Raw genomic sequence first — 25,918 nt, forward strand, 5'->3', positions numbered from 1 at the left:
AAAAGGCCGTTAATACTAGTGCGAAGTTTGCAGCCTAAATTTAGGTACGAAACATGGCACTAATGGATTCTTCATTACAAACCCGGCGCACTGACTCGGCTAATAGGTCTGCCATGGTCAGTTGACGAATACTGCCACAGGCCTTACTTGCTGCTGATAGCGGTATAGTGTCTGTGACCACTAGCTCGTCTAGGGCCGAATTAATAATGTTATCTACAGCTGGACCTGATAATACTGGATGGGTAGCGTAGGCTATGACCCGTTTGGCACCATTGGCCTTTAGGGCATCTGCTGCTTTACACAAAGTACCAGCGGTGTCACACATATCATCAACCAAAATACAGGTGCGGTCTGTCACATCACCAATAATATGCATGATTTGTGATTCATTAGCTTTTTCACGCCGTTTATCAATAATGGCTAAATCGGTGTCCAGTTGCTTAGCTACAGCTCGCGCACGAACTACGCCACCAACATCTGGAGAAACGACTAGAGGATGGTCATAGTCTTGATTGGTGATCTCGTCCAATAACACAGGAGATCCAAACACGTTGTCTACTGGGATATCAAAAAAGCCTTGAATCTGTTCGGCGTGTAAGTCAACGGTCAGCACCCGATCAATGCCAGAGCGGGCCATCATGTTAGCCACAACACGGGCACTAATAGGCACGCGTGCGGAGCGAGGACGACGATCTTGGCGCGCGTAGCCGAAGTAAGGCACAACTGCAGTGACGCGAGCCGCAGATGCGCGGCGCATGGCATCAGCCATTAAGATGAGTTCCATCAAATTGGTGTTAGTTGGAGCGCAAGTTGGCTGGATGATGAACACATCCTTACCCCGCACGTCTTCCAGCAATTCAATGGCACATTCACCATCACTAAAAGTGGCCACTTTCGCTTTACCTAATGGAACACCCAAACGATCTACTACCATTTGAGCTAACGCTGGATGAGCACTACCGGTAAAAACTTTAAGTTTTGACACCTTTTGAACCTATGCTTTTATAGTTATATTGCGGCAGAGGCTAACGCCTATGCCGGTTTAAAGTGGCTGGGATAGCAGGATTCGAACCTGCGCATGACGAGATCAAAACCCGTTGCCTTACCGCTTGGCGATATCCCATAAATTTCAGGCGCATATTTTCGCTGAAACTGTATCTTATGTCAACAATATTCGTGGTTTACCCCGCCTTTGGAGTCGCTATGAAATTAGGGTTCAGACGTGGAAATGGGAATAAATTAAACCAGCTTTTAAGCACCAAAACTAAGCGTATGTCGGCCCCAACAACTTCTATTTTCTTAGGCATGGGCAAGCCTGTCACGTTGCTGTAAGAATGATACTTAACTTTCCAACCTGATTGTTCAATCGTTGATGCTTCACCCTCTGCGTTGTATGTCATTTTGGTGGCAGTATCTGGGTGTGGAATGCCTCTGACCCAATATCTTAATTCCTCCATGGGAAATTCCCAATCAAATGTTTGTTTAAACAAAGCTTCAACAGAGTCTGCCACTAGCTTGTCTGTGCTACTGGTGGCCATGACCAGGCCGGGCGTTCCCTCTATGTAGAGTTGGCCACTACCTAAAGGCCCATTGATTAACAAATCAAAATAGCCTGATCTTTGGCGCCAAGTGAGCAAACCTGAATTATTTTTATCATTGGTATACACCGCTAACTTGCCTTCCACATCCCATTGCACAAGCTTTTCTAACTCAGTCAATTTGTGTGAAAAAGGAGCGTAAGCGTGACTTGGTGGGGGCTGAGTACTGGTCGTGGGTGCATTGCTACAAGCGGCTATGGCTGCACAAATTAATCCTAAAAAGGTTAACCTTGTGAGGCTAACGTAACGACTAGTCACTATGGAATTCATTTTGTGCATCCAATATTGCTTGTTTAATTAAGGCATTATCTGGCTCAATGCTGAGGGCCAAATTCCATGTTTTAAAGGCGCCTTTTGTGTCTCCCAGAGCCCATTGTACTACGCCCAAGTGGGCCGCTATTTCTGCAGCTGGCATTATATCATAGGCCTTAGTGAGCAAGGTTAGAGATTGCCTTAAATGCCCTAGCCGATAGCTGACCCATCCAAGACTATCTATGATGGCAGCATTTTCAGGTTCATTGGCTAAGGCCTTGCGAATTAACGATTCAGCCTCGGTTAGTTTGATGCCTCGATCAGCATAGGCATAACCTAAGGCATTAAGTGCGTTGGTATGATTGGGATCGATGTCAATAATCCGCTGCAACATAAACTCGGTGCTGCTAAATTGGTGAAGTGATTGTGCGAGTAGCGCATAGCCGTACAAAAGAGGGATATGGTCAGGGTATTCTTTAAGTCCAGCTTGGTAGGCTAGTTCAGCTGATTTAGGGTCATCCAAGTCCTGCAAATACTGACTTTCTAGGGTAAAAAGATCAGCTGCTAAATCTGGATTTTGAAGTCGTAATTGTTGAAAATGCTGGATGCTTTGGGGGATGTCAGGATTTTCTAGATCAAGCAAAAGGCTGATGGCATTTAATCGATCAGGCCCCTTGGTCACTTGCTGCAAATAATTCACAGCTTGGGTTGGGAGATCTTCCCGCAAGGCACTCAAGCCCAAGTAATAATAGGCGCTATGGCTATCTGGATTTAGTTCTAGCACTTGCTGTAAATGGCGATAAGCCATTGCAGAGTCATGATTTTCATAAGCCAGTAGGCCTGCAGAATAACTATAACTGAGATCTTTAGGGTAACGCTTTGTTAGCTCATCAAAATACTTATAAGCTCTCTGATATTGCGTCAGTAAGGTAAGCACTTGAGCATGCAGGGTAATTAAATGTCGGGGAGCTTTGATTAATGGTTGGGTGAATTGGTTTAAATAAGTATCTGCAGCCTGAGTTTGCTGATTGGCAATTAATAACTCTCCATAAACTACCTGTGCTTGCAAATATTGGGAGTCCTGAGCTAAAGCTTGACCTACGTGGATGATGGCTGCGTCTGTTTGCTCTGCGTGCTGCGCTAATAGAGCTAAGGCAAGGTGGAGTTGTTTGCGCTTGGGGTAGATGTCAAGCCAAGCGTTAAAGGCTTGTTGCAAATCTGCCTGTGTTGTACTCGTATGGTTAATGCTTAAGCTAGTAACGTGGGTTAAGCCATCTCCACCACCGCGTTTAAGTTCCTCAGCTAGGGCCTGTAAAGCGGGTTCAAACTGCTCCATAACTGCTTCTGATTGAGCGATGTATTGCCATGGTACTGGATCTTGGGGTGAGATCTGGGTCCACACGAGACTGGTCTGCTTTACTAAACGTGGGTTTTGGGAAAATTGTGCCAGGTAGGTGGCTCTTTTTGCTGTATCCAAATCCTGAGTGGATTGGGCAACATCAAGCAGATGCAAAGTGGCCGCCTCACTGTCTCCTCTTTGTAGGGAAAATTCGCCTACTAAGAGATCTGATAAATTTTCACTAGTTAGGCTGGCTGGAGTCTGAGATTGCGGCTCAACTGACGATGGTTGAGTTGATTTTATGGGGTTGCTGCAGTTCACAATAAACGCGCAGGCTATGCCAATACCCAAACAGCGCAGAGGCAACTGGCGGCAATTAAAGCGAGTATTAAAAGACAAAAGTGGCATTAATGTGATGATTCTTTGATGATCTAATAATCGTCAAGTGTAACAAATAGAAACCTTTGCACAATACCACTGGCAAGATTAGGTTTTTAAAACTAGGTATCAATTAGCGACTTAGCTGATCACTAACTGTGTATCGGGACCTAGATGGCTTTCAGTTCTCTATGGGAGCAAGTAAGTTTCGGGTACAATCACAACTTTATTAGCTATAATAGCTCAATCCAATTATTTGGCACCTGCACAGCATCTCCATGACATTGTTTGTATTTGGCATTAATCACACCACCGCCCCTGTTGATGTGCGTGAAAAACTAGCTTTTGCGCCTGAAATTACAGCCACGGCCCTGCACCAGTTAGTGGCTCAAAGTGCTGTGTCAGAAGCCGCGATTTTGTCAACGTGCAATCGCACTGAAGTCTATGGCAGGCTTTCTATGGATGCCATGCCAGTTGAAGAACACCATCAGGTCATAGCCCAGTGGTTATCTGAATTTCATCAGGTGCCCCTGCATCAAGTTGAGAATCACAGCTACTTTCAGCAAGCTGGCCAAGCAGTAAAACACATGATGCGTGTAGCGAGTGGATTGGACTCAATGGTGTTGGGTGAACCGCAAATATTAGGCCAATTAAAATCTAGTTTTTCCGTAGCACGACAAGAAAAAACAGCGACAAGTCATTTAATACGCATGTTTCAAAGTGCCTTTAATATGGCTAAGTATGTGCGTACCCATACAGCGATTGGGGAGAATCCAGTCTCTGTGGCTTATGCTGCCGTGGCTATGGCAAAGCAAATTTTTGCACGCTTAGAAGACCAAACAGCATTGCTTATTGGCGCTGGTGAAACCATAGAACTTGTGGCTCGACATTTACATGATGCAGGCTTAAAGAAAATTATTGTGGCTAATCGGACCTTAGCGCGGGCGCAGGAATTGGCGCATGAGTTTAATGCCCAAGCGGTCTTACTGGCTGATATTCCTGATCACTTAGCCGAGGCTGATATTGTGATTTCTTCTACTGCGAGTCAATTGCCGATATTAGGCAAAGGCGCCGTAGAAAGAGCCCTTAAGCAACGTAAGCACCAATTAATGTTTATGGTAGATATCGCTGTTCCACGTGACATTGAAGCAGAAGTGGGTGATTTAGATGATGTCTATTTATACACCGTTGATGATTTAAAAGACGTAATAGATGAAGGTGTGCGTTCTCGGCAGGAGGCCGCTAAAGTGGCCGAGGTGATGATTGAAGAGGGACTTGCTACCTATTTAGAAACAGAGCGGTCCTTGGATGCTGTGGGTAGCATCCGGGATTATCGGCAACGTATGGAAGCCCTGCGAGATGTTGAGCTTGAGCGAGCCATGGCGCTTTTGGCCAAAGGAGAAGAGCCACATCTGGTGATGCAACGTCTTGCCAGAGGCTTAACCAATAAAATGATGCATGCACCCACAGTGCAAATAAAGAAAGCCAGTGCCCTAGGAGACGAAGAAAGCCTAGGGTTATTGCAAACCATGTTTGATTTGAATAAAACTCTATGAAAGCCTCAATACTCAATAAATTAGAACACCTACAAGACCGTTATGAAGAACTAGAAGCCCTTTTAGGTGTGGCTGAAGTAATTATGGACCAAGACAAGTTTCGTGCCTATTCAAAAGAATATGCAGAACTTGAAGATGTGGTCAACAACTATGGGCAATATGTCCAATTGCAAGGGGACATGGAAGAAGCCCATCTTATGCTGGCTGAAGAAGACGCCGAAATGAAGACCATGGCTGAAGACGAAATACTACATGGCAAAAAGCGTCAAGCCATATTAGAACTGGAATTGCAAAAACTACTGCTGCCTAAAGATCCTAACGATGGCCACAATACCTTTGTAGAAATTCGAGCAGGGACGGGTGGGGACGAAGCGGCTATTTTTGCTGGTGACCTGTACCGAATGTATACTCGTTATGCAGAAAATATGGGTTGGAAGGTAGAAATTATTAGTCAAAATGAAGGTGAGCATGGCGGCTATCGTGAAATTATTACGCGGATGGTGGGCAATGATGTGTATTCACGCCTTAAGTTTGAGTCTGGTGCTCATCGTGTGCAGCGTGTGCCAGAAACAGAATCCCAAGGTCGTATTCACACTTCTGCCTGCACGGTTGCAGTCATGCCTGAAGTTGATTCAGTCGATGATGTGGACATTAATAAAGGTGACCTGCGCATTGATACGTTTAGGGCTTCGGGCGCTGGTGGCCAGCACGTCAACAAAACTGATTCTGCTATTCGCATCACCCATCTGCCAACGGGTACGGTGGTAGAGTGCCAGGATGAACGCTCTCAGCATAAAAATAAAGCCAGAGCTATGTCTTTGTTAGCTTCCAGATTGTTATCTAGTGCCCAAGAAGTGGTTGCTGCAGAGCAAGCAGACGCGCGTAAAAGTTTAGTTGGCAGTGGCGATCGATCAGAACGTATCCGCACCTATAACTACCCCCAAGGTCGAGTCACAGATCATCGTATTAACCTAACTTTGTATAAGTTAGGTGATATTATGGAAGGTGATGTGAACTGTATTATTGAACCTTTAAGTAATGAGCATCAGGCTAATTTGTTGGCCTCGTTAGCAGAAAATGAAGGTTAGTTTAGAGGCTAGTGTTAACTCGTCTTTGGAGTCGAGCTATACCAGAGAACAAGCATTAACTTTAGCGAAACAAGAACTTGCTGCTGCCACAAGCCCATCAGATAGCGCTCGGCTCGATGCAGAGTTGCTGTTGGGCCATGTGTTGTGTGTTGCCAGTGCAAGCCTCTATGCATGGCCAGACAAACGCATAACCGTCTCACAGTGGCAGAGTTTTTGGCGCTTAGTACAAGACCGCTGTTTGGGTAAGCCCATTGCATACCTGCTCGGGCGACAGGGCTTTTGGACCTTAGACCTGCAAGTTAATGTGTCAACTTTGATTCCCCGACCAGAAACAGAATTATTAGTCGAAGTGGTGCTGGGACTTAATCTACCAGTCCAGGCCAACGTTGTGGATCTGGGCAGTGGTAGTGGAGCCATAGCCTTAGCTCTAGCCAGTGAGCAACCTCAATGGAGTGTTGTAGGGGTTGACCAGTGCCCTGATGTGGTTAGTTTAGCTAAAACTAATGCCAGCAAGTGCAATTTAGAGCGGGTTAAGTTTTATCAAGGTAATTGGGCACAAGGACTCGTTAAAGAGGCAAGTAAGCCTCTTCATTGTGTCGTAAGCAACCCCCCCTACATCGACGCAGAAGATCCACATCTGCAGCAAGGCGATGTGCGTTTTGAGCCTATATCAGCTTTGGTAGCGGGTGATTATGGTATGGCTGATATCAATATTATTGCGCGGCAAGCTGCGCAGTTGTTAGCAGTAGATGGCTGGATAGCTCTGGAACACGGTTATGATCAAGGTTTAAAGGTTGCACACTTGTTAACTAGTTTAGGTTTTTACGGCGTCTCAACAGAGTATGATTATAATGGTCACCCTAGAGTGACAATGGGTCAGTGGCAGAACAAGCGTGCTTAGGACTAATTATGAATGATGAGCAGTTGCTGCGCTACAGTCGGCAAATTATGTTGCCAGAATTTGATTATCAAGGTCAACAAAGCCTACTCAGCGCCAGAGTATTGATTATTGGCTTAGGAGGTTTAGGCAGTCCTGTGGCTTTTTACTTGGCATCAGCTGGGGTAGGCACTTTAGTCCTGGCAGACGATGACGTGGTTGATGAATCCAACCTACAACGCCAAATTATCCATGGTGAAGCAGATGTTGGCATCAATAAAGTCACATCGGCGAAAGCAAGCATAGCTGCCCTAAACAGTGGTGTGTTAGTAGAAACTTTGCAGCAACGATTGAGTGGAGAAATGCTCGTTAAAGAGGTGCTTAAGGCGGATGTTGTAGTCGATTGTTGTGATAACTTAGTGACTCGTTTCGCTGTAAATAAAGCCTGTTTACAACACCAAACCCCCATGATTTCTGGTGCTGCCATACGCATGGAAGGGCAGGTCATTGTGGTTGATCCTCGTGCACCAAGCACCCCTTGTTACCATTGTCTGATGCAGTTTACTGGAGAGCAAGAGCATAGCTGTTCAACTACGGGTGTGATGGCGCCTATTGTGGGTATTATTGGTGCCATCCAAGCCATGGAAGCGATTAAAGTAATTTCTAACTTCGGCCAGCCATTAGTTGGCAAGCTATTGTTATTGGACGCAAAAACAATGCAATGGAAAACTTTTTCTTTACCTAAAGACGCTGCTTGCCCAAGCTGCAGCAAAATTTAATTTTTTTCAGGTTTTTTGCCTTTTTTTTGACTTTTTTTAAGTTAGTAAGGCCCTATATGCTTGACTCTAAATCTCAATGGTTTACTATACGCGCTCTCTGCGGAGGGGTGGCAGAGTGGTCGAATGCAACGGTCTTGAAAACCGTCGTGGGTTAATAGCCCACCGAGAGTTCGAATCTCTCCTCCTCCGCCACTTTATCTGTGCAGGTGTGATTTTTATAATAGCGCCTGAGTAGTGTTAAGTAACAAATGAATACTAGTTTAAAAGGGGCGCATTCTACCAAGCCCTGCAGAGAATTTGGGTCGTTAGCTCAGTTGGTAGAGCAGTTGGCTTTTAACCAATTGGTCGGGCGTTCGAGCCGCCCACGACCCACCATATTAAACCGCTTTGGTGCACCAATGTTGATCGCCACAGGGGCAACGGGCTTGACTAAGGTAAGAGTGAAGTTGAGTAAACTAGGCAGTTGCTAGTGTATTAACAAGGGGCACGTTCTACCAAGCCCCGCAGAGAATTTGGGTCGTTAGCTCAGTTGGTAGAGCAGTTGGCTTTTAACCAATTGGTCGGGCGTTCGAGCCGCCCACGACCCACCATTACTAGAAACAGCCCTCATTAGGAAACTAGTGGGGGCTTTTTTGTGGCCAATATCAAGCCCCTGTTTTTGAAAATAAAGGATTGATGGGACTGATGACGTTCATACATCAACACCATATTAGGCCACGGGTCTAAAGTGGTACGAGCCACAAGTTCCTCATAATCAATCACCTGCGGCTTGATGTAGTGTCTAGGTCCACCAATCCAGTGCCATTTGGGTAACACGATAAAGCTTCGTTCTAGGCCTCTTATAGGCTTTAGTTGAGCCAGTTCGTGGTGCTCTAACCACCATCCTCTGTGATGGTTGGGATTAAGACCAATGCTTTCAATAAGTGTAGACTGCCAGTTTTCATAGGCATAGAACAATATGCCAGTTAACAGTAACTGTTGACATGTGGGCTTGGCCAAACGCTGTTGCTGCAAAAAATCTATGACTGGAATAGTTTGGCTTAATGGTAATTGGTGTTGACGCAATCGGTCCCATTTAAGGTCTAACCGATCATGTCCAGCGGGGCCCACAAAATCCATTAATTGCGTGCCATCCTTATTCAGTAAATAAAACTTTATAGCCAGCTCTAGGTGAACGATTTGGGCCCTACTATTTTGGTAGATTATATCCAGCTCACCCAGTGTTTGGGCTGCAGTTTGGATCACAATGTTGCGTGCAATAATGTCGTGAGTCGATGAAGATTTAAACAAGTGACTAACACAATCTTCAAACTGCTTTCCCAAGCGATACGCTGGCTGAGCAGGGTAGGTGTGGACATGAGTGTTGGAAATGTGGGTCTGATGAAAGGCGTCTTGAGGTTGGAAGTTGTCCACTTCTGGCGTTGCAGCCATGAGTGGTTGGCTTTGTAATAACCAATTGAGGTCGTGCTGAAGGTTGACCTTAATTGGGCTGCCAGTTTGATGATTTTGTTGGTCTTGTTGGCCCATCGTTGTCGCCCTAGGTTCCCATTTAATAACTGAGTATAATGCTAGTAATGAACACGACACAACTACAATCCTATTATGATCAAACACCTAGTGCGAGGCGCATGGCACTTGCGAGTGTGGGTTTGGTGATGATGATCTGTTCCTTAGCGCTGTCGGCCGTTAATATCGCCATACCTCGAATTGCTGAGGATTTGCAAGCCAGTGCTTTGGCGGTGAGTTGGATTCCTGTGGCTATGTTATGGGGTAATGTAGTGTTTTTATTACCCATAGGTCGTATTGCTGATATTGTTGGCCGCAAACGCGTGTTCGTGGCTGGCATGTTGCTTTTTATACTCTCCTCTTTATGTGTCCTATTGCCACAATCTATTGGCACCTTATTATTGATTAGAGTAGTACAGGGTATCTCTAGCTCCATGGTGTATGGCACCAGTATGGCTATTATTGGCGTGGTTTATGCTAATTCGAACCGTGGGCAAGCTCTTGGAATCGCTGCTTCATCAGTCTATTTGGGGCTCACGTTAGGTCCCTTAGTGGGGGGATGGTTAACTGAGCACTGGGGTTGGAAAAGTGTATTTTGGGTGCCCGTTCCAATCTTACTTTTGTGTTTAGTGGCACTGCTTAGTTATGTCAAAGGGGACTGGAAATCAGAGCTTAAAGCTAAGTTTGATTGGCATGGGAGCCTCATATTTGCTGCCTGGGTGAGCGCTTTTATGCTGGGGCTATCGCGCCTAACAGATTGGCGATTTGCACTGCTAGCCATTTTAGGATTGGTTTTGTTGGCTGTTTTTGTATGGCATCAATCAAAAATAGACAGCCCCCTCATCCGTCTGTCCGCGCTGCGGGCTAACCGAATTTTTAATCGGTCACTGTTATCAGCTTTTTTTATTTATGGGTCTAGCTTTTCCATGGTGTTTTTACTGAGTTTGTATTTGCAGTATATTCACCAACTAAGCCCCACGGAGGCAGGACAAATTGTGTTAATTCAAACGCTAATTATGATGGTGTTGGCACCCATAACCGGTCGCTTATCAGATCGCTTTGAGCCTAGAATATTATCAACCTTTGGCTGCCTACTATTTGTCATTGGTTACGCGATGTTATTTCGGTTGGATATGAATACATCCCTGCATTACGTGATGTTGGCATTAGTATTTTTGGGTTTAGGCTTTGGTTTCTTTTCTTCGCCCAATAATAATGCCGCTATAGGCTCCGTGCCTGCTGACAAATTGAGTATTGCAGCAGTGTTGCTTAATTTGGCACGCACCATGGGTAACATGATAAGTTCTGCTATTGTAATGACCCTGTTTAGTATCACCATGGGTGGCGCTGCTATTACTTCTGCACTTTACCCGGAGCTTTTATTAGTCATTAAAATCACCATGATTTTGTCCATGTGTTATGCCCTTATTGCAGCCACATTCTCTTACCGACGGGGCACCATTCATTAGGTGCTCGTAGCATTTACATAATTGATGGCAATAATGTCATAGCCTCTGTCTAGGTCATTAAGTTCGACTCGATCATCTAACTGTTTGCCAATAAGTGCCAAAGCAAGAGGTGAGTCTATGCTAATGCAGCCAGCACTAGGGTTAAGTTCATCGGCGCCAACAATGCGATAATGACGCTCATTGTCGTCGTCATCAATCAGTGTCACCCACGCTCCAAAATAAACCTTATTCGGGTCAGCAGGTAGGCCATCCACTACCTTGATCAGATCAAGGCGTCTTTGTAAGTACAAAATGCGACTGTCTATCTCGCGAAGCATTTTCTTGCCATAAATGTATTCAGCATTTTCGGAACGATCACCTAAAGCAGCGGCTTCACTAACTGCTTGCGTAATCACTGGCCGCTGATTACGCCACAAGTTTTCGAGTTCTTTTTTAAGAGCTGCTGCACCTTCAGGTGTGATGAGTGGTGAACGTTTTGGGCTAGGTGGTCGGTAGCGTCCTGCAAAGCGCTGATGGGCAGATTTCATAAGGCACAGAGCCTCGAGATAGCCACAGGGATAGCGGTTTCTACTCGCATAATTCGTGGTCCAAGTGAAAAGGGGATAAAACCTTGTTGAATCAATTTTTCAACTTCATAGTTGGTAAAACCACCCTCAGGGCCAATGGCTAAGGTCGTGTCGTTTTGGCTTGCTATGGGGCATGCTTGGGCATTGCGAGGATGCGCTAGCAGGCGACGACTATTACCAGCCCAATCATCAAGTTTATCCTCCACATAAGGTTTAAATAACTCAGCTTTGTGCACCAAAGGCAGTTGTGAGGTACCTGCTTGTTCGAGGCCTAAAATCAAGTTGTCATGAATATTTTCTGGATGTAAAACGGGCGTTTGCCAATAGCTTTTTTCCACTTTAGCACTATTTAATAGTGTGATTTCACTGACTCCTAAAGTGGCACAAGTTTGTAATATTCTACGCATCATTTTAGGCCTAGGTACGGCAAGTAGTAATTTTAACTTTAAGGGTGCAGGGCTATTTTGGTTGAGTTGAATTTCAAGTCGGGTGGCGTATTCGGTATGAGAGATTATTTTGCCTAAGCCAAGGGCGCCATTAACTTGGCCTACCCTGAGGGTATCACCAAGTTTTGGCCTAATCACCTTAAGAAGGTGAGATTGGCGTCGAGCATCCTCAATTAAAAGGTGTCCTAAAGAAGACAGTTCATTAGAGTTAAAAAGTAGTATATTCATAGTTGCACAGTATAATGGGTGATTACCTATATTTGTTGGAGTTTTTGTGGTTATTATTGGAATTGCTGGGGCCTCGGCTTCGGGCAAGAGTTTATTGTCTAAAAATGTCATTCAAGGTTTTGATCCCGAGCAAGTCGTAATGATGTCAGAAGATAGCTACTATAACGATCAGCGAAATATGACCAAGGCACAACGGAATCTAACCAATTACGATCACCCTGATGCGATGGATCACGAGTTAATGGCGCAACACATTGAAGCCTTAGTGGCGGGTCAATCGGTTGAACGGCCTATATACAGTTTTTATGAGCATTTAAGGCAAGCAGAAACCATTAGTATGCAGCCTTGCAAAGTGTTGATTGTTGAAGGCATTCTGCTATTTACTCAAGCGAGATTAAGGTCTTTGTTTAACTTGCGTATTTTTATGGATGTTCCTTTGGATGTCTGTTTAATTAGACGTTTAGAGCGCGATGTCAATGAACGGGGTCGAGATTTGAATTCAGTTTTAATGCAATATCAAGCGACGGTGAGGCCTGGATTTTTTAACTACGTATCGCCCTCTCGTGAGTATGCAGATTTAATTGTGCCAGAAGGTGGGGAAAACCCTGCGGCTATTGAGCTATTAAAGGCGCGCGTCGCACAAATGCTGACGCAAGCTTAACTTGGAGACAGACAATGAATAAAACATTAGTACTTACGGCCATCTGTGCAGACCGGCCAGGACTTATCCAAATGCTTTCTGAGGTAATTTATAAGCATGAAGCAAGCTGGGAGGAATCCAGTATGGCCCATCTGTCGGGTCAATTTGCGGGTATTCTGACAGTCAATGTTGATGAAAATGTAATTCCAGCCCTAGAAAAAGACCTGCGTGGTTTAAATGATCATGGCATGGCGGTCACTTTAAATGAGAGCACGGTAATTTCTGATGCCGCCAACTACCAAACCCTTTGGTTAGATCTTACCTGCCATGATAAGCCGGGTATCATGCGTCAGGTATCGAACGTATTGGTTGCACAAGGTGTCAGTGTGCAAAGCTTAGACACAGAAGTGGTGAGTGCCTCTATGTCTGGTGGTGATATGTTTGTTGCAGGCTCTCAGCTATTAGTCTCAAAGGTTTTTGATATCGAGAATTTGCAACAAGCACTTGAAGGTTTATCTGATGATGTGATGGTCGATTTAGCTTTGGCTGATGATGAGTAGTTGCAGTGCCTTGCTGAAGTTATAACGGCGAATGGGCCACATTATGGCCGACTCACCCTCATTGAGAAAGTTGGCCAAAATAGTCAAATTAGCCAAATTAACCAAATTAACCAAGCCACCCATTAACAAAGCGCGTCTAACTTCTGCTTTAGTAATGCGTTGACTTGGCCTGGATTAGCTGAACCCTTAGAGGCTTTCATCACTTGGCCCATAAAAAAACCTAACATTTTGCCGCGCTTGTCTGCTGCTGCGTCAATATACTGCTGAACTTGCTTTGAACTTTGGGCAATAACATCATCTACAAGAGCTTCAATGGCACCCTGGTCGCTAACCTGTTTAAGACCTTTAGCATCAATAATAGCATCCACTTCACCGGCGTTATTCCAAAGTTCATCAAACACAGTTTTAGCGCCTTTGCCACTAATGGTGCCATCCTGAATGCGACTAATGAGTTGTCCAAGTTGCAGTGCACTTAAAGGTATAGCATCAATTTCAAGGTTGTTTTGGTTCATATATTTAGCTAATTCCCCCGTCACCCAGTTAGCACTAAGTTTGGGATCATTGCACACAGCAACCACTGATTCAAAGTAATCAGCTAAACCTCGACTTGCAGATAAGACACCAGCGTCATATGGACTTAAATTGAGTTGGCTCACAAAGCGAGCGCTGCGCTGGTCTGGCAGTTCTGGCAAGCTCTGACGAATGGCATCAATGTATGCTTCGTCAATTTCTATGGGCAATAAATCAGGACATGGGAAATAACGATAATCGTTCGCTTCCTCTTTACTGCGCATGGGTCGGGTTTCGTTTTTATCAGCATCGTACAGGCGGGTTTCTTGGTGGACATGGCCGCCATCTTCCAGAATATCAATCTGCCGCTGCACTTCTATGTTAATAGCGCGTTCAATAAACTTAAAGGAATTGATATTTTTCAATTCGGCACGGGTTCCCAATTTTTGCTGGCCTTTTTGGCGAATGGATACATTGGCATCACAACGCATGGAGCCTTCGGCCATATTACCGTCAGAAATGCCAATGGTAGTGACGATAGCATGCATCTTGCGCATATAAGCGACGGCCTCTTTAGCTGTGCGCAAGTCTGGTTCTGACACAATCTCCAATAGAGGTGTGCTTGAGCGGTTAAGATCAATGCCAGTCATGCCGTCGTAATCCTCGTGCAAAGACTTGCCAGCATCTTCTTCAAGATGGGCCCGCGTTACACCGATACGTTTAGTCGTGCCATCTTCTAGTTGTATGTCTAAGTGACCTAAACCGACAATAGGGTGATCCATTTGGCTGGTTTGATAACCTTTGGGTGAATCTGGGTAGAAGTAGTTTTTGCGCGCAAATACAGAGTGTTTACAAACTTCGGCATCAATGGCTGTGCCAAAGGCGACGGCCATGCGCAATGCAGCTTCGTTAAATACAGGTAATGCGCCAGGCATTCCCAAATCTACCAACGTCGTTTGCGTGTTAGGTTGTGCACCAAAACCCACTTTAGCACCTGAGAATAGCTTAGATTGAGTGGCTAACTGCACATGAATTTCGAGACCGATGACAATTTCCCAAGACATAATTAAGCTTCCTTTGCTGGGTTAGTGGCTGGAGTTTGTAAATGCCAATCGGTGATTTGTTGATACTGGTGGGCAATGTTTAAAAGTTTTGCTTCGTTAAAGTAGTTCCCCATGATGTGTAAACCAACGGGTCGACCATTAACGAAACCAGCGGGTGCAGACATCGCGGGAATGCCAGCCATATTGGCTGATAAAGTGTAGATGTCTTCTAGGTACATGGCCACAGGGTCTTTGGTGTTGCTGCCCAAATCGAAAGCGGGAGTAGGTGCTACAGGCCCCATGATCACATCAACTTGAGCTAAAGCTCGGGCAAAGTCATTTTTGATTAAGCGACGAATGCGCTGAGCTTTAACGTAATAAGCGTCATAGTAACCCTCAGATAATGCGTAGGTGCCTACCATAATGCGCCGTTTTACTTCGGTGCCAAAGCCCTCGGCTCTGGTACGGCAATAAAGGTCCATTAAGTCTTGTGGCTGATCGCAACGGTAGCCATAGCGAACACCATCAAATCGGCTGAGGTTAGAAGAAGCCTCTGATGGTGCGATAACATAATAGGCAGGGATGGAAAGCTCCAAATTAGGTAAGCTAATATCGATAATCTGGGCGCCAAGACTTTCAATCTGTTTAACCGCAGTCATCACGCACTCAGCCACTTGTGGATTTAATCCTGAACCAAAAAATTCTTTGGGTAAGCCCACTTTTAAACCCTGCAAGGGTAGATTTAAATCGGCTGTAAAATCAGGTGTATCTAACTGAACACTGGTGGAGTCTTGCTCATCAAAACCAGCCATGGCATTAAGCATAAGAGCAGCGTCTTCTGCTGTTTGGCACATGGGGCCTGCTTGGTCTAGGCTAGACGCATAAGCAATAATTCCAAAACGGGAAACACGTCCATAGGTGGGCTTGATGCCGGTTAAATTACAAAAAGAGGCAGGTTGGCGGATCGATCCGCCCGTATCTGTGCCCGTTGCAGCTGGAACTAATCCAGCAGCTACGGCTGCTGCAGAACCGCCAGAAGATCCTCCAGGCACAGCCATTAAATCCCAAGGATTTTTAACTACCCCAAAATAACTACTTTCGTTTGATGAACCCATTGCGAATTCATCCATATTTGTCTTGCCAACACACACAGCTCCCGCAGAGAGCAAGCGTTGACCAACAGTCGATTCGTAGGGTGGTACAAAGTGCTCTAACATTTTAGAGGCTGCTGTGGTGGCGTGGCCTTGGGTGCAAAATAGGTCCTTATGGGCAAAAGGCACGCCTGTGAGTATGTCTGCAGTGCCGGCACTAATGCGCGCGTCGGCAGCATCAGCTTGCCTTAAAGCGAGATCTTCTGAGACGCTAATAAAGCTGTTGTATATTGAGTCTCTGGCCTTAATGTCGGCAATAACGTCTTGGGTAAGTTCACGGCTAGAGTAGTCTCCAGCAGCCAAATCCTTAGAAATTTGAACGAGTGTTTTGTGGGTCATAGTTAGGCGGTCGCTTTATTAATCGAGTACGTTAATCTAATACTTTAGGCACGAGGTATAAGCCATCCTGTGCAGCAGGGGCTAGGGCGATAAAGGCTTCTCGTTGGTTGTCGCAAGTCACTTCATCTTTGCGCAGGCGTTGGCTTGCATCGTGGGGGTTAGAGAGGGGCTCTATACCCTCCGTAGAGACTTGTTGCATCTCATCTATGAGGGACAAAATACTGGAAATGCTATTGGCGTAATCACTCGTTTCGCTGGGGGTGACTTGCAAGCGAGCAAGGATAGCGATTTTGTCGATGTCGGCATTTTCTAGAGCCATAATATTCTCGATGTAGGCGATATTGATATATGCGAGTGAAAGTTGAACTTTTTAGGTTAATGACACTCAAATCTGGTTAGAATTAGTGCGCTAATTTTTAGCAAAAATTTGGGTAAATTTGCACCAAATGGTTTAGCAGCATAAAACCCGTCTAATTTAGCATAAATTGCTCCATTGGAAAACGGATTAACCTTGCTCAAACGCCTCTTGATTGTTAATATTTAACCTTTAATGTAAGCGATTGATGTAGATCGTAATTAATCTCCGATTAGAGCCAGTAAACTAGCATGTTTAAAAAAATCCGCGGTCTGTTTTCTAGCGACCTATCAATTGACTTAGGTACAGCTAATACCCTTATCTACGTTCGCGACAAAGACATTGTGCTTAACGAGCCATCAGTAGTCGCCATTCGAACCCATGGCAATCAAAAAAGTGTGGCCGCTGTAGGGGCAGACGCTAAGCGCATGCTAGGACGAACACCTGGTAATATTACCGCCATTCGCCCTTTAAAAGATGGCGTGATTGCTGACTTTCATGTCACAGAAAAAATGCTGCAACACTTTATTCATAAAGTCCATGAAAATAGTTTACTCACCCCTAGTCCTCGGGTTTTGGTCTGTGTTCCGTGTAAATCAACTCAAGTTGAGCGCCGTGCTATTAAAGAATCAGCCATGGGTGCTGGAGCGCGGGAGGTTTATCTCATAGAAGAACCGATGGCTGCAGCGATTGGTGCGGGTTTACCAGTTGAACAAGCCAGTGGCTCTATGGTCGTTGATATCGGTGGTGGTACCACTGAAATCGCTATTATTTCCCTTAATGGTGTCGTTTATTCAGAATCTGTGCGCGTGGGTGGGGACCGGTTTGATGAAGCCATCATCGCCTATGTGCGTCGAAACTATGGTTCCCTTATTGGTGAAGCCACTGCAGAGCGTATTAAACAAGAAATTGGTACGGCTTACCCAAGCTCTGACATCCTAGAAATTGATGTCAGGGGTCGTAACCTTGCCGAGGGTATTCCGCGTAGTTTCACTTTGAACTGTAATGAAATCATGGAAGCTATGCAGGAACCATTATCAACCATCGTGCAGTCAGTCAAGAGTGCCTTGGAACATTCTCCACCAGAATTAGCGTCTGATATTGCTGAAAGTGGAATTGTACTCACCGGTGGTGGTGCGCTGTTGCGTGACATAGATCGCTTGATCAGTGAAGAAACGGGTTTGCCAGTTATTATCGCAGAAGACCCTTTGACCTGTGTAGCACGGGGTGGCGGTAGGGTTCTGCAGATGCTTGATGACCATACCTTTGATTTGTTGGCTAGAGATTAAAGTCACCCAATTAACATTAAGAAAACGGCGGGGTAGCTTAAGCAATCTCGCCGTTGTTGTTTAGGGCGACTGGATCCCTTGGAGGCTTGTTATCAATCCAATGTTTAAAGGTCAGTCGGCCGTTAAAAAGTTAACGACATACAGCTTGATCTGTGTTTGTTTAATTGTAGCAGACTACCAATTTGGTCAAATGCAACGTATGCGAGCGTGGCTTTCATTGGCTGTTACACCGGTACAGTGGTTGGTGGATGTGCCGCAGCATTCGTGGACTTGGCTTGGTGAGAGACTGCAGGTGCGTGATGAACTGATTGCCGAAAACAAAAAATTGCGCGCTCAAACTCTACTGGCTGAACGACAAGTGCAAAAGCTTGCAGCCTTGACGGTAGAAAATTTCCGCTTGCGAGACCTGCTTAACAGCAGTGAGCGTCTAGATGAGAAAGTCACGGTAAGTGAACTCATTGGTGTGAATACAGACCCTTTTAGCCATCAAGTGATTATTAACAATGGTTTTAATATGGGTGCTTTTGTAGGCCAGCCGGTGCTTGATGCGACCGGGGTCATGGGTCAAATTGTATCGACTTCTGCCTTTACCAGTCGGGTGTTATTAATTACAGATGCAGATCATGCCATCCCCGTAGAGGTCAACCGAAATGGCTTGCGCTCGGTGGCATATGGTCTAGGACAATATGAGTATTTAGAATTACAAGACCTGTCTGATACGGCTGACATTGAAGTGGGTGATATATTGGTAAGTTCGGGCTTAGGCCTGCGCTTTCCTAAAGGTTATCCCGTGGCTAAAGTCATTGAGGTACGCCACTTAGCAGGACAAGATTTTGCTAAAGTGATCGCTAAACCTACGGCGCAACTAAAACGTTCTCGTCACCTGCTCTTGATTGAAACACCGCAGCGACAAAGTTCGGTAGAAAAGGAGAGCCACTGATGGCGATTCAAAGAAGCCATAACATTTGGGTTCCATACGTGACTTTGCTGCTTGCTTTTATGCTCAGTGCGCTGCCCATGATTGAGTGGCTGCAATGGGGCTGGCCAAAGTGGGTTTTAGTCGTTTTCATTTATTGGGTCATTGCATTACCCCATAAATTTGGTATGGGCTGGGCGTTGATATTGGGTTTGTTAATGGACCTATTACAAGGCAGTCACCTAGGGGTTAACGCCCTAGCTATGGTCGTAGTGACATTTTTTGCTACCTTAATGTACCGTCGTTTTCGCATGTACCGTGCTTGGCAGCAATCCTTTATGATATTTTTGTTAGTCGCAGTTAATCAATGTATTAGTTATTGGGTGCAGGGTATTGGAAGTAACGCTAGTATTGGTTTATGGTTTTTATTACCAGCGCCAGTGAGTGGTTTTTTATGGTTATGGTTAGTCGTTGTGTTACGTGGCATTCGCCGGGCGTTTAAAGTGGCTTAAGGAAAAGGAAATACCTTCAACATGAACGAAGAAATACTCATTAATTTCAGTCCAATGGAAACCCGCATAGCTGTGATTGAAAATGGTATGTTGCAAGAAGTTCATTTGGAGCGTAATGACCATCGTGGCATAGTGGGAAATATATACTTGGGTAAGGTTGTACGGGTTTTACCTGGCATGCAAGCTGCGTTTATAGAGATTGGTCTGGAGCGTGCTGGGTTTATTCATGTGGCTGATATTGAGGCGCAAGATGGTCAGCCAGATTCAGATGAAATAGCACATCTAGTGAGAGAGGGCCAAAGCTTGCTGGTGCAGGTGGTTAAAGATCCCATGGGTACCAAAGGCGCCCGTCTTACCACTCAAATATCTATTCCATCCCGCTACCTTGTGTATTTGCCCGGCAGTGACCATGTGGGTATATCTCAAAGAATCGAAGACGAGAGTGAAAAGCAGCGTCTTAAACTCTGTTTAGAAAGCTATTTAGCAGGGTCTACAGAACTGCATGCGATGGCCGATGGTGCAGTATCTGAATTCGACAAAGAGGGTGTCATTGTTCGCACTGTCGCTGAGGGAGTGAGTGAAAAAGATTTGCAACAAGATGTCGACTTTCTCCGACGCCTTTGGGTTCAAATAAAGCAAAAAATTGCTGTGGGAGAAGCTCCGCAAGTCATCTATCAAGACCTACCCTTAGCACTTCGAACTCTTAGGGATATTGCTCATCCCCAGATTGAAAAAATTCGCATTGACTCCAAAGAAACCTATTTAAAAGCAGCAGAGTTTGTTGATCAGCTAGTGCCAGATATGGCATCAAAATTAGAGCACTACCCAGGTGGACGGCCGATTTTTGATCTGTATAACGTCGAAGATGAAATTCAAAAAGCACTTGGACGAAAAGTGTTACTCAAGTCAGGTGGCTACATTATTATTGACCAAACCGAAGCCATGACCACTGTGGACGTCAATACTGGGGCTTATGTTGGGTACCGTAATTTAGAAGAAACTATATTTAAGACTAACCTTGAGGCGGCGACGGCGATAGGCCGACAACTGCGACTGCGGAATCTTGGTGGTATCATCATCTTAGATTTTATTGACATGCAAGATGTAGAGCACCAACGTCAAGTGGCTCGAACCTTAGACCATGCACTCTCTAAAGACCACGTTAAAACTAAAGTGTTACCTGTGTCTGAATTGGGTTTAATTCAAATGACACGCAAGCGATCGCGAGAAAGTTTGGAGCAACTCTTATGTGAGCCTTGTTCTTCCTGCGAAGGGACTGGATCAAATAAAACGCCTGAAACTATTTGTTATGAGATATTTCGAGAAATCATGCGCGCCCATAGGGCTTATGATACGAATACCTATTCAGTGCTCGCGTCACAGGCTGTGATTGACCAGTTGCTCGATGAAGAAGCGCACCGTTTGGCAGAATTGGAAGAGTTTATTGGTAAAACTATCTCCTTACGATTAGAGCCCATGTACGTTAGTGAACAATATGATGTGGTGCTGCGTTAATGCTAGCTAAAATGAACCATTGGTTAATGGCCATTGGCTGTGGGCTTTTGGTGCTGCTAGCAGTGGCTTTTTCTTGGTTAAGGCTGGGCATTGATCATCATCCGTTTTACCATCAATGGGTTGAGCAAGAAGTAAGTAAGGCCATCGGACAAACGCTAAAGTTAGAGTCATTTCAAGTTAAGTTAGTGGGTACAGACTTACAGTTAAGCCTAGCGGGGATTGAAACTGCGGAAGGTTTAAATCTCTCACATTTAGACCTAGGTGTGCATTTATGGGATTCCCTACAAGCCGATGTATTGCATTTATCCCATATTCAAGCAGAAGGTTTGTCACTCAGTCTTAGTCAGCAAGAAAATGGATCTTGGCTCCCACAAGCGACTTCTGAAACACCTAATAAAAACTTTCCTCAGCTAATGCTGGCAGTTGCTGCAAGAGTGCCACAATTTTTATTGCAGGATATTAGTCTTACGCTGATCCCACATAGTGCTGAGCCCATCAGTTTACCTCAGTTGAGTGCTCAGGTGAGTATGACAGACGTCAGCAGTGAGGGGACGACCCGAATAAGCGTGTCACTGCATGGCAATGAAAATACTAAGACAGAAGGCGATGATATTGAGGCTGAGGTTGAAGGCCAAGTCACTCTTGACCTAAACAATAGCCAACTGATTAATATAATGATGGGTGATAATGTTGATCATAATCTAAAAACAATGATCGAACGGGCGCAAATCTACTTACGAAGTGATGACCTAAAAATGGTGCCACTTGTAGCCTTATTAGAACCAGATCAAACACTTTTTCATTTAAAAAGGCTGCAGGTGAGTGGTCAGTATTGGCTAGATTTTCAGGCTGAGCAGGGTCTAAAGTTAATCACCCGCAAAAGTCATGCTGTGCTCGAGACAGCCACTGACAAGGTCAATTTAGAAGGTGACTTAAACCTCATTAGCCTGTTAGAAGGGGAGGCTGTTTTTAATTGGAATTTGGCCAATTGGACTCTCACCGGAGAAGCTTTAAGTGGGCAGATAAATGGTATAGCTTTACCATTAACTGAATTGCAGGTTAATAAAATTAACCATCAAGTCATGTTACTCAGCCCTAAGCTGCATTTGGCTGACACACAAAAGGTATTGAACACCCTCAAAAATATACCAACAAAGATCAACTTGCCTATTCAATCCTTGGCACCTGAAGGGTGGTTGCATGAGGCTCAGTTGTATTTAGATGCCCAGCTACCTCAGGATTTTCTGTTCACAGGTAAACTGCAACAGGTCAGTATCAAAGCATGGTCTGGAGTGCCGCACATTGAGCAGGCTGATGGACGTATTTGGCTTAATCGTTTGGGTGGTAGAGTCATGATCAATGACACGGACGGTCTTCAAATGCGTATGACTCAACTCACTTCATCGTCATGGCAGTTTGATGGTTTTAAGGGGGAGGTAAACTGGTACTACGGCGCGAAAGTTAACCGTTTTAGTTCATCCACCATGGCCCTTGAGCTTGCTCAAGGGCAGGTTAATTTAAAAATGTCGGCTTCGTTTCCCCGCAAAGGTTCGAAAGCAGAGCCCTTTATGCAATTGACTTTGGGTGCACAGGACCTAGACCTTGCCGCACTACCGAGTTTATTGCCAGATCTTTTGCTGGGTGAAACATTAGGAGATTGGTTAACCACTGCTGCGCCTAAGGGGACTTTGGCTGAGGCTGCGCTCATTTATAATGGTCGTCCAGGTAACCTGTCGAATGCTTCTGGGATTATGGCAAGGTCGATGCCGATGACTGCCTATGTGCAAGCTTCCAGCTTGCGTTATCATCAAGATTGGCCTCAAATTGAGAGCTTAAGTGCTGATCTAACCCTAGATCAAAAAGGGGCAGTGGTTAATGTTCGGGAAGGTCGGGTCGAACACAGCCAAACCACTCAATCGGTTCAAGGTTGGCAGATTGAGGTGCCCACGTATGCGCTGGTATCTAAACAACGCCGTTATATAAAGGTGAGTGGCGAAATAGCAGGTCAAGCGGCAAAGATGATGACTTGGGTGCAGCAACCACCTATGAAGCTTGCATTGCCATCCTGGCTTCTGGCGCTCAAACCACATGGAGATGTGTCCTTGCTAGGCAGTGTGGCCATTCCTTTTGGTCATCAAGCAAAACCAAACTATGACTTAAAGCTATCTAGTAGCAACCTCAATGGTTACTGGGCTCCTTTGCAAACGGACATACGCCATGTTGAGCTTAAAGTTGATTTGAGTTCTGCTAGTAATAGTGAAAGTGCAGGTGTGGGTGCGGGTATCGGCACTATCGGCGCTATTGAAGGGGATGGTCGGATCGATGGTCAATTGGTGAGCTTTAAACGCTTGAGTAAAGTTGACCTTGCGAAACCTTGGCTATCAGACCTACCTAAAACTATTCTAGACGATGCACATGCTAACTTGAGTGCCATGCAAGATGGTTTGACGCTAGAATTTACAGGCCGATTAGCACCAAATTACCTAAGCACTAAAATGGACCAGTCATGGGCTCAAGAAACTTTAGGGTCGCTTCCGTTTGTGGCAAGATTTTCCACCTGCACTCTTCTGGGGTCTGATTGCACTGCGTTTAGTGCAGAGGTAGATTTGACTAAAGCAGATCTAGATCTGCCAGACCCTCTCCATGACTTAAAACAATTACAGTTGTTGGGCCATTGGCAGGCAGATCAGCAAAATTGGTATGCCAGTATTGATCAACATCAGCTTGCCATTAACCTGGGTAGAGGAAAAAGTTCACCCAAAGTAAGTCTTCTTGGTGCCAATATAGCTTTTCAAGGTGCCACAGAATGGGCGCAAAAGGGTCAATGGAATGTTAGTGGCCAAATGGACTCTGTGGACGTGGCGCCTTGGTGGGAGGTTTACCAACAATATATCAAACCCATGTGGGCAGGTTCAAAGCAAGATATTACAGAATTTGTATTGCCAAACATTGACGTTAAAATAAAACATGCCACCTGGCTTGGTTTTGATATTGATCAGGGCACTCTAAGTCTAGAAAGCTTGGCCGCAGATGGTGATTCAGTCACTCCTGTGCCATGGCGCATGCGCCTAACCTCAGAGCAGCTATCAGGGAAAGTGGACTATTTTGGTGCTGACCATCCGCTAGTAGTGCATGTTCATCATGCGCATTTTAATTTTCCTGAGCCGAGTGTCGACACTAATAGTGAAACTAGCACTGAAACAGTTGACGATAAAGATGTGCTAGAAAATATCGATCCCAGCAAATTTATTGATGCTGATGTGTCTATTGACGAGTTGCTTAAGAATGGAGAATCCTATGGGCAGTGGCAGTTCAAAGCTCGGCGAGTAGGCTCGCAGGTTAGCGTGCATGACATAGATGCGTATATTCGTCACAGTCATTTGCAAGGCAATCTAATTTGGAGCAAGGTCGATGGAACTCATCGTACTCAATTCACTGGACAAGTTGCATCGGATGATATGGCCAGCCTGCTTGTGGACTGGGGTTATGATCCTTCTTTCGTGGCTGAGACTGCTGCTATTGAGTTGCAGCTAGACTGGCCACGGTCTCCCTTAGCGTTTGCCATAAAAGATGCCAGTGGTGATTTAGGACTGCGGTTTATGAAAGGTAGCTTTTCGTCTACGCCTAATGCAACTTCAGGTTTAAAGGTATTGGCCTTGCTGGATATGAGCAGGCTTATTAGACGCGTTAAGTTGGATTTTTCTGATATTCTTCAACCGGGTTTTAGTTTTGATAGTATTACTGCTCACTATCGTTTTGGTCAGGGTGTCGCAACTACTTTGTCGCCGGTCACACTAAAGTCTACGGCATTAAATTTATCTTTGGACGGGTGGATTGATTTTAAGCAGCGCCAAGTGGACAATAATTTAATTATTACCTTACCCGTAGCAGAAAAGTTGCCATTAGCGGCCCTGATAGCCGGTCTACCGCAGCTAAGCGGTATGATTTACATCGTTAATAAACTCATTGGCGATGAGCTATCTACCTTCACGAGTGCTCGCTATAGTGTTTCGGGTTCGCTTGATAATCCGGATGTCAACTTAGTGAGAATATTCGACAAAGACTATCAAAATCAGTCGGTGCAGGAGCGTATTGAAAATGTCATCCCCACCCAGTAAGCCCAACTCAATGTCATCTGAAGCTGTCAACTTAACGCGTCATGGGCCGGCAGTAGCAGTGGTGCAATTGGTCAGTAAACTTAGTGTTGATGATAATCTACGTGCAACAGCTGTGCTTATTCAACGGGCAGCCGAGCAGGGTGCCCAATTGGTGATGTTACCAGAAAGCTTTGCCGTTTTTGGTGACCCTCAGATGGTGGCACATGGTGCAGAGGCATCACTGCCTCAGCATGGCTTGCGCCTCTGGTTATCGCAGCAAGCTAAGGCTAATAATATATGGCTAGTTGGGGGAACTATTCCGTGTCAACAAGGCATACGAGATATAAATAAGGTGCGCTCTGCTTGTTTTGTCTACGACAGTGAAGGAGATGAAGTTGCGCGCTATGATAAGATCCATATGTTTGACGTGGACATCGAAGACAGTCATGGCAGTTATCGTGAATCTGATACCTTTGAAGCTGGTGATCAGTTGGTGGTGATTGACACTCCAGTGGGCAAGGTCGGCTTGACCATTTGTTACGATTTACGCTTTGCAGAAATGCATGCTAAATTGGTGGATTTGGGAGCCCAAATTATCGTCAATGGAGCGGCCTTTACCAGAACCACAGGTCAAGCGCACTGGCACACATTATTGCGTGCGCGAGCCATCGAAACCCAGTGTTACATGCTGGCAGCATCGCACGGTGGTCAGCATGATCATAGGCAAACCTTTGGCCATTCAATGATTATTGATCCATGGGGTGAGGTTTTAGTGGAGTTAGGTGAAGGCCCAGGTATCGCTGTTGCACGTATTGATCTGGACCATTTAAAGACCATAAGACGTGCCTTTCCATTGCAATATCAACGTCGTTTGAAATAAAAAAACCAGCAGTTGAGCTGGTTTTCTAG

At 45.2% G+C, this 25,918-nt stretch carries 22 protein-coding genes and 4 tRNA genes; 16 read left to right on the forward strand and 10 right to left on the reverse strand.

The genetic code is table 11. The features are described 5' to 3' along the window. Positions 1-40 precede the first annotated feature (40 nt). From ABXT59_RS02720 to ABXT59_RS02735, 4 genes are all read right to left on the reverse strand, one after another. The gene (locus ABXT59_RS02720) at positions 41-985 is read right to left on the reverse strand and encodes a ribose-phosphate pyrophosphokinase (protein ID WP_443637534.1); all 945 of its coding nucleotides are present in this window, start codon (positions 983-985) and stop codon (positions 41-43) included. A 63-nt stretch (positions 986-1,048) separates the two neighbouring features. After that, positions 1,049-1,123: transfer RNA gene (locus tag ABXT59_RS02725), tRNA-Gln, on the reverse strand. Positions 1,124-1,181: 58 nt separating this feature from the next. Continuing rightward, on the reverse strand, positions 1,182-1,868 hold the full coding sequence (lolB, locus tag ABXT59_RS02730; protein ID WP_443637536.1) for a lipoprotein insertase outer membrane protein LolB: 687 nt from the start codon (positions 1,866-1,868) through the stop codon (positions 1,182-1,184). Beyond that, complete coding sequence (locus ABXT59_RS02735) at positions 1,849-3,597, reverse strand: tetratricopeptide repeat protein (RefSeq protein WP_443637538.1); 1,749 nt, start codon at positions 3,595-3,597, stop codon at positions 1,849-1,851. Before ABXT59_RS02735 ends, lolB begins: the two co-directional genes overlap by 20 nt. Positions 3,598-3,845: 248 nt before the next feature. On the opposite strand from ABXT59_RS02735, the gene hemA reads away from it, so the two are divergent. The 7 genes from hemA to ABXT59_RS02770 all read left to right on the forward strand — a co-directional run bounded on the left by hemA (position 3,846) and on the right by ABXT59_RS02770 (position 8,457). Next, positions 3,846-5,123: a glutamyl-tRNA reductase gene (hemA, locus tag ABXT59_RS02740; protein ID WP_443637539.1), complete on the forward strand. Its 1,278-nt coding sequence runs from the start codon at positions 3,846-3,848 to the stop codon at positions 5,121-5,123. Then, the gene (prfA, locus tag ABXT59_RS02745; RefSeq protein WP_443637541.1) at positions 5,120-6,211 is read left to right on the forward strand and encodes a peptide chain release factor 1; all 1,092 of its coding nucleotides are present in this window, start codon (positions 5,120-5,122) and stop codon (positions 6,209-6,211) included. Before hemA ends, prfA begins: the two co-directional genes overlap by 4 nt. Further along, positions 6,201-7,112, forward strand: coding sequence for a peptide chain release factor N(5)-glutamine methyltransferase (gene prmC, locus ABXT59_RS02750; RefSeq protein WP_443637542.1), 912 nt, complete (start codon positions 6,201-6,203; stop codon positions 7,110-7,112). The genes prfA and prmC overlap by 11 nt, the downstream gene beginning before the upstream one ends. Before the next feature lie 8 nt (positions 7,113-7,120). Next, a complete protein-coding gene (locus ABXT59_RS02755) occupies positions 7,121-7,867 on the forward strand; it encodes a HesA/MoeB/ThiF family protein (RefSeq protein WP_443637544.1) in 747 nt (248 codons plus the stop codon). Between the two features lie 101 nt (positions 7,868-7,968). Next, positions 7,969-8,059, forward strand: a tRNA-Ser gene (locus ABXT59_RS02760). A gap of 107 nt (positions 8,060-8,166) precedes the next feature. Further along, positions 8,167-8,242, forward strand: a tRNA-Lys gene (locus tag ABXT59_RS02765). 139 nt (positions 8,243-8,381) lie between these two features. Beyond that, positions 8,382-8,457: transfer RNA gene (locus tag ABXT59_RS02770), tRNA-Lys, on the forward strand. Positions 8,458-8,476: 19 nt separating this feature from the next. On the opposite strand, the gene ABXT59_RS02775 is transcribed toward ABXT59_RS02770, so the two are convergent. Then, positions 8,477-9,394 carry a DUF1853 family protein gene (locus ABXT59_RS02775; RefSeq protein ID WP_443637545.1) on the reverse strand — a complete coding sequence of 306 codons (918 nt, stop codon included), beginning with the start codon at positions 9,392-9,394 and terminating at the stop codon, positions 8,477-8,479. Between the two features lie 47 nt (positions 9,395-9,441). Here ABXT59_RS02775 and ABXT59_RS02780 point away from each other — a divergent pair, with 47 nt between their 5' ends. Continuing rightward, positions 9,442-10,842, forward strand: coding sequence for an MFS transporter (locus ABXT59_RS02780; protein WP_443637546.1), 1,401 nt, complete (start codon positions 9,442-9,444; stop codon positions 10,840-10,842). On the opposite strand, the gene greB is transcribed toward ABXT59_RS02780, so the two are convergent. Both greB and ABXT59_RS02790 read right to left on the reverse strand, forming a co-directional pair. Continuing rightward, complete coding sequence (gene greB, locus ABXT59_RS02785) at positions 10,839-11,369, reverse strand: transcription elongation factor GreB (RefSeq protein WP_443637547.1); 531 nt, start codon at positions 11,367-11,369, stop codon at positions 10,839-10,841. The genes ABXT59_RS02780 and greB overlap by 4 nt on opposite strands. Continuing rightward, on the reverse strand, positions 11,366-12,082 hold the full coding sequence (locus ABXT59_RS02790; RefSeq protein WP_443637549.1) for a 16S rRNA (uracil(1498)-N(3))-methyltransferase: 717 nt from the start codon (positions 12,080-12,082) through the stop codon (positions 11,366-11,368). Before ABXT59_RS02790 ends, greB begins: the two co-directional genes overlap by 4 nt. 46 nt (positions 12,083-12,128) lie before the next feature. Between ABXT59_RS02790 and udk the strand changes: the two genes are divergently transcribed. Together udk and ABXT59_RS02800 are read left to right on the forward strand one after the other, a co-directional pair. Then, on the forward strand, positions 12,129-12,743 hold the full coding sequence (gene udk / locus ABXT59_RS02795; protein ID WP_443637550.1) for a uridine kinase: 615 nt from the start codon (positions 12,129-12,131) through the stop codon (positions 12,741-12,743). Positions 12,744-12,757: 14 nt separating this feature from the next. Continuing rightward, positions 12,758-13,282 (forward strand): glycine cleavage system protein R, encoded by a 525-nt coding sequence (locus ABXT59_RS02800; protein WP_443637551.1) that lies wholly within the window; start codon positions 12,758-12,760, stop codon positions 13,280-13,282. Positions 13,283-13,404: 122 nt separating this feature from the next. Here ABXT59_RS02800 and gatB read toward each other — a convergent pair whose 3' ends face one another. From gatB to gatC, 3 genes are read right to left on the reverse strand one after another with little or no spacing between them, the layout of a single operon-like run. Continuing rightward, positions 13,405-14,856, reverse strand: a complete 1,452-nt coding sequence (gene gatB, locus ABXT59_RS02805; protein WP_443637553.1) for an Asp-tRNA(Asn)/Glu-tRNA(Gln) amidotransferase subunit GatB — start codon at positions 14,854-14,856, stop codon at positions 13,405-13,407. A 2-nt stretch (positions 14,857-14,858) separates the two neighbouring features. After that, positions 14,859-16,325 (reverse strand): Asp-tRNA(Asn)/Glu-tRNA(Gln) amidotransferase subunit GatA, encoded by a 1,467-nt coding sequence (gatA, locus tag ABXT59_RS02810; RefSeq protein ID WP_443637555.1) that lies wholly within the window; start codon positions 16,323-16,325, stop codon positions 14,859-14,861. Between the two features lie 31 nt (positions 16,326-16,356). Further along, positions 16,357-16,644: an Asp-tRNA(Asn)/Glu-tRNA(Gln) amidotransferase subunit GatC gene (gene gatC / locus ABXT59_RS02815; RefSeq protein WP_443637557.1), complete on the reverse strand. Its 288-nt coding sequence runs from the start codon at positions 16,642-16,644 to the stop codon at positions 16,357-16,359. Positions 16,645-16,931: 287 nt separating this feature from the next. Between gatC and ABXT59_RS02820 the strand changes: the two genes are divergently transcribed. From ABXT59_RS02820 to ABXT59_RS02845, 6 genes are all read left to right on the forward strand, one after another. Continuing rightward, complete coding sequence (locus tag ABXT59_RS02820) at positions 16,932-17,969, forward strand: rod shape-determining protein (protein ID WP_443637559.1); 1,038 nt, start codon at positions 16,932-16,934, stop codon at positions 17,967-17,969. A 100-nt stretch (positions 17,970-18,069) separates the two neighbouring features. Continuing rightward, positions 18,070-18,909, forward strand: a complete 840-nt coding sequence (gene mreC / locus ABXT59_RS02825; protein WP_443637561.1) for a rod shape-determining protein MreC — start codon at positions 18,070-18,072, stop codon at positions 18,907-18,909. Next, positions 18,909-19,397, forward strand: a complete 489-nt coding sequence (mreD, locus tag ABXT59_RS02830; RefSeq protein WP_443637563.1) for a rod shape-determining protein MreD — start codon at positions 18,909-18,911, stop codon at positions 19,395-19,397. Before mreC ends, mreD begins: the two co-directional genes overlap by 1 nt. Positions 19,398-19,418: 21 nt before the next feature. Continuing rightward, positions 19,419-20,912: a ribonuclease G gene (rng, locus tag ABXT59_RS02835; RefSeq protein ID WP_443637564.1), complete on the forward strand. Its 1,494-nt coding sequence runs from the start codon at positions 19,419-19,421 to the stop codon at positions 20,910-20,912. 11 nt (positions 20,913-20,923) lie between these two features. Continuing rightward, the gene (locus ABXT59_RS02840) at positions 20,924-25,030 is read left to right on the forward strand and encodes a YhdP family phospholipid transporter (protein WP_443637566.1); all 4,107 of its coding nucleotides are present in this window, start codon (positions 20,924-20,926) and stop codon (positions 25,028-25,030) included. Beyond that, positions 25,011-25,889: a carbon-nitrogen hydrolase family protein gene (locus ABXT59_RS02845; protein WP_443637567.1), complete on the forward strand. Its 879-nt coding sequence runs from the start codon at positions 25,011-25,013 to the stop codon at positions 25,887-25,889. The genes ABXT59_RS02840 and ABXT59_RS02845 overlap by 20 nt, the downstream gene beginning before the upstream one ends. The last annotated feature ends 29 nt before the right edge of the window (positions 25,890-25,918 follow it).

It is taken from the genome of Candidatus Njordibacter sp. Uisw_058 (genome assembly GCF_047730065.1).
GTDB lineage: Bacteria > Pseudomonadota > Gammaproteobacteria > Pseudomonadales > Balneatricaceae > Njordibacter.